The sequence below is a fragment of the Sphingomonas sp. DC5200-1 genome (assembly GCF_049897245.1).
Classification (GTDB): domain Bacteria; phylum Pseudomonadota; class Alphaproteobacteria; order Sphingomonadales; family Sphingomonadaceae; genus Sphingomonas; species Sphingomonas aquatilis.
Genome location: NZ_JAFCVW010000001.1, coordinates 72937 through 86406, shown reverse-complemented (window position 1 = coordinate 86406; position 13470 = coordinate 72937). Strand labels below are relative to the sequence as shown.

The 13470-nt window shown below is 66.6% G+C and carries 8 protein-coding genes; 2 read left to right on the top strand and 6 right to left on the bottom strand.

Annotated features, from left to right (window positions below; genetic code table 11):
* Positions 1–81: 81 nt before the first annotated feature.
* The 3 genes from ACP7A3_RS00485 to ACP7A3_RS00475 form a co-directional block, all read right to left on the bottom strand.
* Positions 82–1596, bottom strand: coding sequence for a tryptophan halogenase family protein (locus ACP7A3_RS00485; protein ID WP_426254570.1), 1515 nt, complete (start codon positions 1594–1596; stop codon positions 82–84).
* A gap of 195 nt (positions 1597–1791) precedes the next feature.
* Positions 1792–4707 carry a TonB-dependent receptor gene (locus ACP7A3_RS00480; RefSeq protein WP_426254569.1) on the bottom strand — a complete coding sequence of 972 codons (2916 nt, stop codon included), beginning with the start codon at positions 4705–4707 and terminating at the stop codon, positions 1792–1794.
* Between the two features lie 175 nt (positions 4708–4882).
* The gene (locus tag ACP7A3_RS00475) at positions 4883–5554 is read right to left on the bottom strand and encodes a DUF6445 family protein (protein ID WP_426254568.1); all 672 of its coding nucleotides are present in this window, start codon (positions 5552–5554) and stop codon (positions 4883–4885) included.
* 123 nt (positions 5555–5677) lie between these two features.
* On the opposite strand from ACP7A3_RS00475, the gene ACP7A3_RS00470 reads away from it, so the two are divergent.
* Positions 5678–6028, top strand: coding sequence for a hypothetical protein (locus ACP7A3_RS00470; protein ID WP_426254567.1), 351 nt, complete (start codon positions 5678–5680; stop codon positions 6026–6028).
* A gap of 21 nt (positions 6029–6049) precedes the next feature.
* On the opposite strand, the gene ACP7A3_RS00465 is transcribed toward ACP7A3_RS00470, so the two are convergent.
* On the bottom strand, positions 6050–7483 hold the full coding sequence (locus ACP7A3_RS00465; protein WP_426254566.1) for an MATE family efflux transporter: 1434 nt from the start codon (positions 7481–7483) through the stop codon (positions 6050–6052).
* Between the two features lie 690 nt (positions 7484–8173).
* Positions 8174–10855 carry a valine--tRNA ligase gene (locus ACP7A3_RS00460; RefSeq protein WP_426254565.1) on the bottom strand — a complete coding sequence of 894 codons (2682 nt, stop codon included), beginning with the start codon at positions 10853–10855 and terminating at the stop codon, positions 8174–8176.
* 137 nt (positions 10856–10992) lie between these two features.
* Here ACP7A3_RS00460 and ACP7A3_RS00455 point away from each other — a divergent pair, with 137 nt between their 5' ends.
* Positions 10993–11385, top strand: a complete 393-nt coding sequence (locus tag ACP7A3_RS00455; RefSeq protein ID WP_426254564.1) for a hypothetical protein — start codon at positions 10993–10995, stop codon at positions 11383–11385.
* Positions 11386–11397: 12 nt separating this feature from the next.
* Here ACP7A3_RS00455 and ACP7A3_RS00450 read toward each other — a convergent pair whose 3' ends face one another.
* Positions 11398–13446 (bottom strand): prolyl oligopeptidase family serine peptidase, encoded by a 2049-nt coding sequence (locus ACP7A3_RS00450; RefSeq protein ID WP_426254563.1) that lies wholly within the window; start codon positions 13444–13446, stop codon positions 11398–11400.
* Positions 13447–13470: the final 24 nt, after the last annotated feature.

Here is a 13470-nt window from a genome sequence, read left to right as displayed (position 1 = left end):
ACTCCCGGCCGGTATAGAAGAAGAAGCGGGATCACGGCTCGAGGCTGGGATGACGGTGGCGGAATGGGATGACGGGGAGGTTCAGGCCCGGGCGGCGCAGTGGCGGGCGATGAGGTCGGCATGGGGGGGCATGGCCTGGGCTTCGCGGCGGTAGAGCAGTTCGAGCGTTTCCATATATTCGGCCAAGTCCTCGACGCCGATCTGGTCGGCGAGCGGGTGATAGGCGGCTGCCTGTACCCCCTGCCCCGCCAGCACCTGCAGCCAGCCGTCTTCGGTGAAGAGTTCCTCGTGCTCACGCGTGATCGTGCCGGCCTGTTGCCATAGCGCGATCTTGGCGCGGAGCGTGTCGGGTAGGGCGGCCTCGCGGCGTTCCTTCCAGAACGGCTCCGAACGGCCGTTCGCCCAATAATGGAGGATCAGGAAGTCGCGGATGCGCTCGATCTCGAAATCGGTCTGGCGGTTGTATTCGTCGCGCAGCGCGTCGGCGATGGGCAAGGCAGGGAGCAGCTTCACCAGCCGGGCGATGGCCGACTGGATCATGTGGATGCTGGTCGATTCGAGCGGTTCGAGAAAGCCGCTCGCCAAGCCAAGCCCGACGACGTTGCGGTTCCAAGCACGCTTGCGGCGCCCGGTGACGAAGCGAAGGTGGCGGGGGTCTGCCTGTGCCTCGCCCTCGATATTCGCCAGCAGCGCGGCGGCGGCGGCATCGTCGGAGAGATAGCGGCTGCAATAGACATAGCCGTTGCCGGTGCGGTGCTGGAGCGGAATGCGCCACTGCCACCCTGCCTCACGCGCGATCGCCCGCGTGTACGGCAATGGTGCGCCGACATTGGCGCTGGGCACGGCGACCGCGCGGTCGCAGGGCAGCCAGTGCGTCCAGTCGTCATAGCCCGTTTCGAGCGCGCCTTCGATCAACAGGCCGCGAAAGCCGGTGCAGTCGAGGAACAGGTCGCCCGCGACGCGTTCGCCCGAGGCGAGGACTAGCGCTGCGATATCGCCGGTGTCGCCGTTCCGTTCGACGCGGTCGATCGTGCCTTCGGTGCGCTCGACCCCGCGGTTGACGGCGAAGCGGCGCAGGTAGGCGGCGTACAGCCCCGCGTCGAAGTGGAAGGCGTAGGGCATCGTCGGCAGCGTCTGCGCGGTGATCGGCCCGCCGCGGTGCATACGGCCCGCGCGCGCGGCGACCTCGTTCAGCGCATAGGCGTCGAGGGACTTGGCGAGGCCGAGCTGGCGCGCACGCAGCCAGTAATGCTGGAATGCGATCAGCCCGACGTCGCGGCCAACGTCGCCGAACGCATGCATGTAGCTGTGGCCGGGGTCTCGCCAGCCGTCGAAGGCGATGCCGAGCTTGAACGTGCCGCCGGTGGCGCGGAGAAAGGCGTCCTCATCCAGCCCCAGCGCCTGGTTGAACAGGCGGATCTGCGGGATGGTCGCCTCGCCGACGCCGACGGTGCCGATCTCTTCGGACTCGACCAGCCGTATGCGGTAGCCGCTTTCGAGCAGGCCGCCGAAGGCCGCCGCGGCCATCCAGCCCGCGGTGCCGCCACCGGCGATGACGATCGTGGTGATGGGCGTGATGAGAGCAGTGTCCGCCATGCTGTTGGCCTATCAAGAAAACGGGCTGCCGTCACATGACGACAGCCCGAAGGTTTCCGGGGAAGGAAACGGGGATTGGGTATGATGCCGCGAAGCCAACCTCGGTTCGTCATTGCGAGCGGAGCGAAGCAATCCAGGGCCGCCTGGTCCGGCTCTGGATTGCCGCGCTTCCCTCGCAATGACGGATAGGCCGGATCAGAACTTGTAGGTGATGCCGATGTAATAATCGCGGCCGTAGCGCTGATAGTCGATCACCTGACGGACGTCGTTGTTCTGATAGGTGATGAACGGACGATCGGTCAGGTTCTTCGCCTGGGCGAGGATCGAGAAGCCCTTGAGGAAGCCCTCCTGGAATTCATATCCGACCTGCGCGTCGAGGATGCCTTCCGACTTAGCCGTGCGGTAGGTCGGCGAGGCCGAGAGGCCCGCGACTTCGGCGAGGAAGTCCGACCGGTACCGATAGTTGACGCGCGCCTGGAAGCCATACTTTTCGAAGTAGAGCGTGCCGCTGGCGACGACATCCGACAGGCCCGGCAGCGTGATCGGCGTCGGGTTGTTGCGATAGACGATCCGCGAGTCGGTGTAGTTGCCCGTCACGAACATGCCGAAGCCGTCGAGCGCGCTGGTCAGCGTCTTGAACGGCAGCGACAGCGTGGCTTCGACACCCAGCACTTCGCCGCGGCCGGTATTGGCCGGGGCCGACACGTTGCCGATCTGCAGGTTGTTGCGGGTGATGATCTGCTGCTGCGCCGCCGTCAGGCCGCCGAGCAGGCCCGAGAAGTCATACGCATAGGCATTGTTCGGATCGACGAAGTCGGTGAGGTGCTTGAAGTAGCCCGACAGAGCGACATAGCCGCCGCCGTCGAAATACTTCTCCAGCGAGATGTCGATGTTCGTCGACTGATACGGCCGCAGCGCAACGTTACCGCCGTTCGACGTGAACACCGGATTGAGCGCCGGATTGGTGTTGTTCGCCTGGATGTTGGCAAGGTTGATCGACACATCCTGCGTCACACGCTCCTGGTCGAGGCGCGGACGGATCATCGTCTGCGACGCACCCAGCTTGACGTAGCCGCTGTCGATCAGCTCGACCGAGAAAGTCGCCGAGGGCAGGACGTTGGTGTAGGTCGACTTCTGGTCGGCCGGCGCGATCGTGACGATGCCGTTGTTGACGCTGGCGATCTGGCCGGTGCCGCGCTGTTCGCTGCGGATGACCTGCACGCCGAGCGCGCCCTTCACCGACTTGCCGCCGAGTTCGCCGTCGATGTTCGCCTGGGCGTAGCCGGTCCAGACGTTTTCGGTGACGACATTGTCGCGGACCAGCGCCGAGGGACGGCCGTCGAACGCCTTGTTGAGCGCGTTGTTGTAGACGTACAGCGGATCCCAGGTCAGCATTGCGGGGATGCCGAGATAGGTCAGCGGAATGTTGGTGCCGAGCAGCGCGGCGGTGGGCAGCGGCGCGGTCAGCGGGGTGCCGCTGGCAACGGTGCAGTTGGTGCCGCCGCCGGTCGGGCAGAGGAAGTAGGAGGTGTAGGCGCTGGTCTTTTCACGACGGCTGTAGTTGCCGCCGACTTCCCAGCTCTTGATGATGCTGCCGTCGATGTCGCCCTTCAGCGCCGCGCGCAGCGACTTCAGGTCGTCGCGGAACTTCGGCTGGTTGAGGAAGCCCGACTGGACGACCGGCTGCGTGCCGTTGTTGCCCCAGCCCTGCGGGTCGGTCAGCTTGAAGATGCTGGTGTTGGTGTAATCCAGCGTCGGCACGATCTTGTAGGTGCCGTTGGCGTTCTGCGTCACGGTCACGCGATCGGCGACGCCGCTCTTCGCAAAGCCGGTGCCGGTGTTGGTTTCGAGCAGGAAGTCGGTGCGATCCGCACGGCTCCAGCTGGCATCGATGTTGAAGTGCAGGTTGTCCGCGATCTTGAAATCGTTGTTCCAGCCGAGCGACAGATTCTCTGCGGTGCGCTTGTTATAGTCGTTGCGCTGCACGGCGAAGACGTTGCTGAACGTCGTCGCGGTAGCGAAACCGTTGTTCGTCGTGATGCCGCTCTTGACGGGATCCGAGAAGCCGAGCGGGAATTCGATGCCGCGCAGGCGCTGTTCTTCGGTGAAGTGCGAATAGAGGGCGTCGAACGTCGAGTGGAAATTCTCCGACGGAGCCCATTCGATCGTCGCGACTGCGCCGTAGCGGCGCAGCTCGTTCGACTGGACATAGGGCTTGGCGCCGCCCAGCACATACGGGTCGGCCGCGGTGCCGCTGCCCGAATAGCCCCAGGCGTTGTAGCGTTCGTCCTGCGAGGGCGTCTGCGTCGCCGACACGCCGATCGCGATGCCGAGCGTGTTGTCGGCGAACTTGTCGATGTAGGTCGCCGAAGCGCGATAGCCGTAGCGCGACGAATCCGGGTTCAGATTGTCGATGCCGTTCATCTGGCCGCGCGCGTTGATCGCGAAGACGCGCTGCGACTGATCGAGCGGGCGCAGCATGCGCAGGTCGACGGTGCCCGAGATGCCGGCGGCGATCAGCGTGGCGTTCGCCGACTTGTAGACGTTGACGTTGCGGAAGAATTCCGACGGATACTGATCGTATTCGACGCCGCGGTTGTCGCCGACGGTCACCTGTTCGCGGCCGTTGAGCAGCGTCGTAGAGAAATCGGGGCCGAGGCCGCGGATCGACAGGCGCTGGTCGCGGCCTTCGAGGCGCTGCGCGGTGACGCCGGGCAGGCGCGCGAGGCTGTCGGCGATCGACACGTCGGGCAGCTTGCCGACGTCTTCGGCCGAGACGCTGTCGACGATCAGCGTCGAATCGCGCTTAATCTTCGCCGAATTGGCAAGGCTGGCGCGGATGCCGGTGACGACGATGTCGCCGTCATCGGCCGCGGCGTTGGCGGCGGTCTGCTGGACGGCGGCGGCCTGGTTCGGCGTCGGGTCGGCGGCGGGGGCCGGCGCCTGCACCGTTGCGGCGGCGGGCGGGTTGGCGGTCGGCGACTGCGGGTTGGGCGCTTCCTGCGCAAAGGCGGCGCCGCCGGTGACGAGCAGGACGCTACCGATCGCAACGGTGCTGGAGCGCAGCGCGATCAGCGCACGACGCGAAAAACTGGAATCGATGTGGGACACGAAAATCCTCCCCCTGACGAATGCCATGCCCCCGCCCGCTACCATCGCGGACGATCGGCTGACTGTGTTGCGGGCTTGTGAACGCGAGAGGATTAGGTGCCAAGTTGGCCACATACGTATTCACGGGCGCATGCCTTGCGGCCGGCGACCGCCGTGTCTTTTCCGCAACAGCGGATTAGTCGCGCAATTCCAGGAAGCTGTTGACTGTCAGCCGGCCCGTTTCGGGGTCCGGATCGAACGACAGCGTGTCAGGCAGATGCGCGCAATGCAGCGTGTTGGAACGATAGAGGATCGCGCGGTTGAAGCGCCCCTGATGCAGCGCGATGCGCTCGAACACTGGTGTGTCGCCCGCGATATAGGCGGCGTCGGGCAGGCCATGGGCCGCCAGATCGGCGTCGAGCGCGGTACGATAGGCGGGCAGGCGCGTGGCATCGATTGATTCGAAGCCGGTGCTGCGATGGCGATAGAACGCGGTGCCGCTCGATTCGTCGGGCGAGAGATAATGGAGCAATGCGAGGCGGCGCGGCGAGACTTCGTCGAAATGCGGCAGGCGCTGGATCGGGGTGAGCGCCGATGGCGGCGTGGTGACGATCGAATAGAATGCGTCGACCACCTCCAGCGTGCCCGCGCCGAACACCTCCGCAGCGATGGGCGCGAGACGCGCGAGGGGATCGCGCAGCATCGGCGACGACACCACCGCGCGGATGCCGGGATAATGCGGGCCGATCGGCGCGAACGACAGGAAGGCGGCGTCGTCGCGAAACCGCGCGGCATCGGCGAAGCCATCGATCACGACGACGGGCTGTTCCTCTGCGCCGTGGCGCTCGACCGATATCTGCCAGTTCATCCTGTGCGTGTGCCGCCCTCGGCGATACGGTTCAACCGCGACGATAAGTCCGGAACGGATGCGTATCGATCGCGTTTAACGGTCGACCGCGCTACGAACGCGGCGGACAAGCGAGGGACGATCATGATGCGTGGATGGCCGGTCTTGGTTTTGGGCATGGCGCTGGCAGGGTGCGGGACGCAGAGCGGATCGAACGAGACCGTCGCGGCGAACACCACCGCCACGTCGCAGGGCAGCGGCTATATCGTCAAGGTGCTGGCACTGCCGCCGCGCCAGCTGAACGGCGTGCTGTACCGCGCGATCGATGACGCCAAGCAATCGTGCCAGGGCATCGCGGACACGCTGCGGCAGAAGGACAACAACGGCAAGCCGGTGTGGGCCGTCCGCTGCACCGATGGCGGCGCTTGGCTGATCACGATCGGCGACGACGGCACGGCTGACGTGACCGGCGTACCTGCCAAGGCCGGCGGCTAAGCGGCATCGCGGGCGAACCCGTCAGCCCAGCGGCATCTGCCGGGCGGCGGGTTCGACCTCTGCCTTCGCCTGTTCCTCGCAATGCGCGGCGGGCATCAGGCGGCCCTTCCGCCAGTTGCCATAACGGTAGTAAGCGATCGTCATCGCCATCGATGCAAGCGTGCCGGCGGGGAAGCTCCACCAGATCGCATCGGCGTGGAGCATCGGTTGCAGGGCATAGGCAATGCCGAGCCGCACCGGGAACAGCGCCACCGCCAGAATCACCAGCGGCCCGACAACGGCGCCGTTCGCGCGCACGGTCGAGGCGAGCACCATCGACACGCCAAAGAACAGGAAGCTGACCGAGCCGACGATATTGATATGCGCGGCAAGGTCGATCGATGTCGCGTCGCTGCCGAGGAACAGGCCGAGCGCGGTCCGATTGGCAAGCGCCACCGCGCCGATCAGCGCGGCGGTCATCGCGAGGTTGATCAGCACGCCCGCACGCGTCACGCGCCCCACCCGGTCCCACCGCCCTGCCCCGATGTTCTGCGCCGCCATCGCGCTGACCGCCGCACCCACTGCCATCGCCGGCATCTGGATATAGGTCCACAGCTGGTTCGCCGCGCCATAGGCCGCGGTGGTGGTGGTGCCGTAACTGTTGATGAGGCCGATCATCGCCAGTGCCGAGGCGGTCACGACCAACATCTGGAGGCCCATCGGCACGCCCTTGGTCACGATCGGCCGCAGCAGCGCGGGATCGGGGATCAGATAGCGCCATTCGACCCCGCGCAGCCGGACGACGAGGTCCTGCCGATAGACATAGGCAAGCAATGCGAGGAACGAGACGGTGTTCGCGATGCAGGTCGCGAGCGCCGATCCGGCGATGCCCAGTTCGGGCGCGCCGCCAAGGCCGCGGATCAGCACGGGATTGAGCGTGACGTCGAGCAGCGACCCCAGCGCCATGAACTTGAGCGGCGTCACCGAATCCCCCGCCCCGCGCAACGCCATCGACAGCAGGACCGAGAGGAAGCTGGTCGGCATCGAGACGAAGATGACGCGCAGATAATCGAGCGCGAGGTCATAGGCGTCGGCGGGGGTGCGCAGCGCGGTGAGGATCGCGGGCGTCGCGAACCAGCCCGCCACCACGACGACCACGGAGAGCAATCCGAACAGGCCGGCTGCGGTGCCGAACACGCGCCGCACGCCGTCGATATCGCGCCGGCCCATCGCCTGGCCGATCAGGATCGTTGCGGCCATGCCGAACCCGAACACCGCGGAAATGAGCAGGAACATGACGAGGCTTGCGTTCGTCGTCGCCGCCAGCGCGCGCTCGCCGAGCAGGCGGCCGATCCAGATCGCGTTGATCGATCCATTGACCGACTGCAGCACGCTGGAACCGAGGGTCGGAAGGGCGAAGAGCAACAGCGTGCGGCCGATCGGGCCGGTGGTGAGGTCACGCTGTGGTTTCGCCATGGTGTGTCCCTGTTTCGTGTGTCGTCGGCCCCTGGAGCGAGGCGGCGGCGGAGCGTCTAAGTGCCCGTCACCCCGGACTGGTTCCGACCGCACGGGGATGTTCGAGCCCTGCCGCCGCCCTAACCGAAGAGTGAACCCCGGAACCAGTCCGGGATGACGGGGTGGATGGGGCGAGCGGCGTGGCCTCGTCGTAGCGATGCGGCCGATCGGTCGGTGAGATCACATTGCGGTTTGGCGGGTCGATCGCCGCTCTGCCGCCCTGTTCACTCCGCGAGACGCGCGACAGGCACCGCAAACACTCCGTCGCCCCGGACTTGGTCCGGGGTCCACCGGGCCGCGGGGGGACGATAGAGCCGCCAGCCACCCCCCTCGCCGCGGAGTGGACCCCGGAACCAGTCCGGGGTGACGGCGTGGGTGGGGTGAGCGGCGTGGCCTTCTCGTAGCGAGGCGGCCGCTCGGTCGGTGAGTTCACGTTGCGGTTTGGCAGGTCGATCGCCGCTCCACTGCCCTATCTTACTCCGCGAGACGCGCAACAGACACCGCAAATCACCCGTCACCCCGGACTTGTTCCGGGGTCCACCGGGCCGCGGGGGGACGATAGAGCCTCCAGCCATCCCCCTCGCCGCGGAGTGGACCCCGGAACAAGTCCGGGGTGACGGTGTGGGTGGGGCTAGGCGCGCGCCCTCCCCTTTAGCCCAGGCGCGCCAGGGCGGCTGACAAACGTTCCGCCTCTGCTGCCTTTTCAGCGTGATCGGCGCGGGCCTTTTCCACCGCTTCGGGCTTGGCGCGTTCGGCGAAGCTGGCGTTGCCGAGGCGGCCGGCGAGGGCATCGCGTTCCTTTTCCGCGGCTGCAATGCCCTTGGTCAGGCGCGCGCGTTCGGCGTCGAGGTCGATGACGCCCTCGACCGGCAGCATGAAGGTGGTGCCGTCGACCACGATCTGGAGCACGCTGCCCGCGGCGGGGGCGTCGAAGCTGACCGTTTCCGTACGGGCGAGACGACCGAGGGTCGCGGCGTTGCGCCCCAAGCGGTCACGCAACAGCGCATCGGCGTCGACGGTGTGGAGTACCAATCGCGCACCCGGCGGCACATTGAGCTCGGTCCGCGCGGTGCGGATTTCGCCGACGAGGCGGATCAGCCACGCGACCTCCGCCTCCGCCGCCGGATCGAGGCTGCGCGCATCGGCCATCGGCCATTGCGCCACGATCAGGTCGTGGTCGCGCGGGTTGGCATGCCACAGCTCTTCGGTGATGAAGGGCATGAACGGGTGGAGCAGGATCAGGATCTGGTCGAGTACCCAAGCGGCGACCGCCTTGGATTCCGGGTCGATCTCGCCGCGGACGCCGTCGACGACCTGCGGCTTGATGAGCTCGAGATACCAGTCGCAGAAGCGGCTCCAGACGAACTGGTAAATGGCGTTCGCCGCGGCATCGAAGCGCAGGTCGGCGAGCGCGAGGTCGATCGCCTGTACGGTCTGGATCGTTTCGCCGATGATCCAGGCGTTGACGGGCAGGCTCGCGGCCGGTGCCTCGATCGTCGCGCTCGCGCCGATGCCGTTCGCCTGGCAGAAGCGCGCGGCGTTCCACAGCTTGGTCGCGAAGTTGCGATAGCCCTCGACGCGGCGTTCATCCATCTTGATGTCGCGACCCTGGCTTTCCATCGCCGCCATGAAGAAGCGCAGCGCGTCGGCGCCGTAGGTATCGATCAGGCCGAGCGGATCGACAGTATTGCCCTTGGACTTCGACATCTTAGCGCCGTCCGCCGCGCGGACGAGGCCGTGCAGGTAGAGCGTTTTGAAGGGCACGTCCTTCAGAAAGTGCATGCCCTGCATCATCATCCGCGCATCCCAGAAGAACAGGATGTCGAAGCCGGAGATCAGCACGTCATTGGGATAGCGGCCGCCGAGCGTGGGATCGGCGTTGTCGGGCCAGCCGAGCGTCGCGAACGGCCAGAGCGCGGAGGAGAACCACGTGTCGAGGACGTCGGGATCGCGGGTGAGCGTAACGCCCTCGCCCGCTTCGGCCTGTGCCTCAGCCTCGGTTTCCGCGACGAACACGCGGCCGTCGTCGGCGAACCACGCCGGGATCTGGTGACCCCACCACAATTGGCGGCTGACGCACCACGGCTGGATGTTCTCCATCCAGTTGAAGAAGGTCTTTTCCCAGGTCTTGGGGACGATCTTGATCGCCTCGCTGCGCACCGCCTCGATCGCGGGCTCGGCGAGCGTCTTGGCGTCGACGTACCATTGGTCGGTCAGCCAGGGTTCGATGACCACGCCGGAGCGGTCGCCGAACGGCGTCTGGATCGTGCGCGGTTCGGCGTCGTGCTCGTTGCCGTCCTTGTCGAGGTGCGGGATCAGGACGCCATCGTCCTTCAGGCGGGCGACGATCGCTTTCCGCGCGTCCGCGGTCGACAGGCCGAGCAGATCGGCGGGGATCAGGCCGTCCGCGGTCTGCACGATCTGCGCCTTGGCATCGAGCATGTTGAGCATGTCGCGCGCCTCGATCCCGGCGCGGCGGCCGACTTCGAAGTCGTTGAAGTCGTGGCCCGGCGTGATCTTCACCGCGCCCGATCCCAGTTCGGGGTCGGCATGTTCGTCGGCGACGATCGGGATCAGGCGGCCGGTGATCGGCAGGCGGACCTGCTTGCCGACCAAGGCAGTGTAGCGCGCGTCATCCGGGTGCACCGCGACCGCCATGTCGGCGAGCATCGTCTCGGGCCGCGTCGTCGCGACCTCGATGAAGCCCGATCCGTCGGCAAGCGGATAGCGCAGGCGCCAGAAGCTCCCATTCACCTCACGCGTCTCGACCTCGAGGTCACTGATCGCGGTGCCGAGGCCCGGATCCCAATTGACGAGGCGCTTGTCGCGGTAGAGCAGGCCTTGGCGGTGCAGCTCGACGAAGACCTTGAGCACGGCCTTCGAAAAGCCTTCGTCCATCGTGAAGCGTTCATTGGCCCAGTCCATCGAACAGCCCAAGCGGCGCAACTGCTGCGTGATCTGGCCGCCGCTCTCTGCCTTCCATTCCCACACCTTGGCGATGAAGTCGTCGCGGTTGAGGTCGGTGCGCTTCTGGCCGGCGGCGTTCATCTGGCGCTCGACCACCATCTGCGTCGCGATGCCGGCATGGTCGGTGCCGACGACCCAGAGCGCATCCTTGCCCTTCAGCCGGGCATGGCGGGTCAGGATATCCTGCAGCGTGTTGTCGAGCGCATGGCCGATGTGCAGGCTGCCGGTGACGTTGGGCGGCGGGTTGACGATCGTCCAGGGTTCGGCGTTCGGCCGGTCGGGACGGAACAGGCCGTTCGCCTCCCAATGCGCATACCAGCGCTGTTCGATTGTCGCGGGGTCGAAGGTCTTGGGAAGCTCGGTCATGGCAATGCCTGTAGCCATGGCGGACGCATCTGAGAAGAAGGGTGCGTGCAGCACGCCGGAAGCGTCTGGCATCATAGGATTTTGGTAAATGTTTTCGGGGTACGGCGATCCCCCAACGGACCAGAGTTCGCCAGCCGATGCACGATCTGCACCACGACCATGACGAATTACGAACGCTGATGCACAGCTTCGCCATGGCGATGGACCAATCGACCGGGTTCGACGCAGACCTGCAACGCGCCCGCGTGAAATTCTATCAGACATTTCAGGCGCATGTCGCCCGGGAAGAGGCGTGCTGCCAGCAGCTGCCCGTAGACGACCCGATCCGCATCCAGGGCGCCGCGGATATGCAGGTGCTGATTCGCGACTATAGCGCGCAGGTGGCGGCCTGGCCGCCGCAGCGCGTGAAGGCGGAGTTCCCCGCCTATCGCCGCGCGGTGCTGATGCTACAGGCCAGGCTGCGCCGCCGGCTGGACTGGGAGGAGCGCCACCTGCATCCTCGCCTGTCCGCCTTCAGCCGCGCCGCCTGACCTGCGAGCGCGTTAGCGCTGGTCCTTGGTCCAGCGATCCATCCAGCCCAGCACCTCGCGATACCATTGGCGCGAGTTGGCGGGCTTCAGCACCCAATGGTTTTCATTCGGATTGACGAGCAGGCGCGAGGGGATGCCGCGGCGCTGGAGCGCGGTGAAGGCGGCGAGGCCCTGCGTATAGGGAATGCGGAAGTCCTTTTCGCCGGTGATGACCAGCTGCGGCGTCTTCCACTGCGCGACGTGATTGACCGGGTTCCACTTTTCGAACGCGGCGGGATCCTGGAAATACGTCTTGCCGCCATGTTCCCATTCGTCGAACCACAGTTCGTCGGTCTCATAGGCCATGGCGCGCGCGTCGAAGACGCCGTCGTGCTGGACGATGCACTTGAAGCGATCGGGCCAATTGCCCTCGATCCAGTTCATCATATAGCCGCCATAGGACGCGCCGAGCGCGCAGGCCTTGTCGCCGTCGAGCCAGCCGAACTTGGCGGTCGCCGCGGCGAGCCCTGCCTTCAGATCGTCGAGCGGCCAGCCGCCCCAATTGTTGCTGATCGAATCGGTGAAGGCCTGGCCGTAACCGGTGGACCCATGGAAATCGACCGCGACGAGGCCATAGCCGGCGCCGGCGAACACCGCCGGATTCCAGCGATAGGACCAGCTGTTGTCGCTCGATCCCTGCGGGCCGCCATGGACCATGAACGCGACCGGCACCTTCCCCGTGCTGCCGTACGGCTTCACCGCATAGCCCCAGACGGTATCGTTGTTCGCACCGGTGAAGCTGAAGCGGCTGACGGTCGGCATGTCGATGCCGGCGAGCTTGGCGGCGTTGACCGCGGTCAGGCGCGCGGGCTTGCCCTTGCCGGTGGCGGCGACGGCGTAGAAATCGTCGGGGGCGGTGAGGCTGTTGATCGCGACGACCGCACCCTTGGGCGTCGGCACGACGGCGGAGACATGGCCGGCTTGCGTCAGGCGCGTGACCTTCCCGGTCGCGGGATCGACGCTGAACAGCGGGTTTTCCTGCGTGTCCTGGGCGGTGACGTAGATGCGCTTCGAATCGGGCGACCAGGCGATCGAGCCGACCGACCGGTCCCAACCCTCGGTCAGGCTGCGCACCTGACCGGTCGCCAGATCGCGCAGCATCAGCACCTGGCGGTCGGCTTCGAAGCCGGGCCGCTTCATCGCGAACCACGCGAGGCTGCGGCCGTCCGGCGAGACGGTGGGCAGGTTGTCGGTCGCCTGATTGGCGGCGGTGAGGTTCACCGGCGCGGCCGAGCCGTCGGCGGGCGCGGACCAGATGTCGAGGTTGGTCGACAGCGGTTCGGTGGTGCCGGCGATGCGCAGCGCGAAATAGACGGTCTTGCCGTCGGCGCTCCACGACACCTCTCCGCCGCCGCCGAAGGGACGCGAGGGGGCATCGCCGTCGAGGCCGTGTTCGATCGCGACGCCGTCACCCGGCGCGCCCGCAGCGGTCAGCGGCAGGACGAAGAGCTGCGACTGCGTGCCGTCCGCCCACGTATCCCAGTGGCGCACGAACAATTTGTCGTAGACGCGGCCCTCGCCGGCCAGCGGGTCCTTCTTCACCATGGCGGGGGCAAGGCTGGGCGCGTTGGGCTTGCGATCGGCCCAGACGAGGATGCGGTCACCGGTCGGCGCGACCTTGAAGCCGCCGAAACCGCCCTGGAAGCTGGTGAGCTTGCGGGGCGTGCCGCCGGTGACGGGGACCGCCCAGATGGCATCCTCGCCGCCCTTGTTCGACTGGAAGTAGACGGTCGATCCGACGATCTGCGGTGCGTTTTCGTTGACCTCCGCCTCGGCGACCAAAGGTTCGGGCTTGGCGCCCTTGCGGGTCAGGTCGAGGCGCCAGAGATCGTAGCGGCCGCGATTGGCGGCGAGATCGGTTTCGCGCTGCGCCCAGACCAGCCACTTGCCGTCCGCCGACGCGGTCGGCGCGCCCACCCGGCTGAGCGTGGTGACGTCATCGATGGTGAGCTGGCGGGCGGCGGCGGGCGCGGCGATGGCAGCGGCGGTGGCGAGCAGGCTCGCGGCAAAGAGGGTCTTCATGCGCGCAAGGTTAAGCAGATCGGC

Coding starts and splice junctions, on each gene's coding strand:
- ACP7A3_RS00485 (WP_426254570.1), bottom strand. CDS start 1,596: ATGGCGGACACTGCTCTCATCACGCCCATCACCACGATCGTCATCGCC.
- ACP7A3_RS00475 (WP_426254568.1), bottom strand. CDS start 5,554: ATGAACTGGCAGATATCGGTCGAGCGCCACGGCGCAGAGGAACAGCCC.
- ACP7A3_RS00470 (WP_426254567.1), top strand. CDS start 5,678: ATGATGCGTGGATGGCCGGTCTTGGTTTTGGGCATGGCGCTGGCAGGG.
- ACP7A3_RS00465 (WP_426254566.1), bottom strand. CDS start 7,483: ATGGCGAAACCACAGCGTGACCTCACCACCGGCCCGATCGGCCGCACG.
- ACP7A3_RS00460 (WP_426254565.1), bottom strand. CDS start 10,855: ATGACCGAGCTTCCCAAGACCTTCGACCCCGCGACAATCGAACAGCGC.
- ACP7A3_RS00455 (WP_426254564.1), top strand. CDS start 10,993: ATGCACGATCTGCACCACGACCATGACGAATTACGAACGCTGATGCAC.
- ACP7A3_RS00450 (WP_426254563.1), bottom strand. CDS start 13,446: ATGAAGACCCTCTTTGCCGCGAGCCTGCTCGCCACCGCCGCTGCCATC.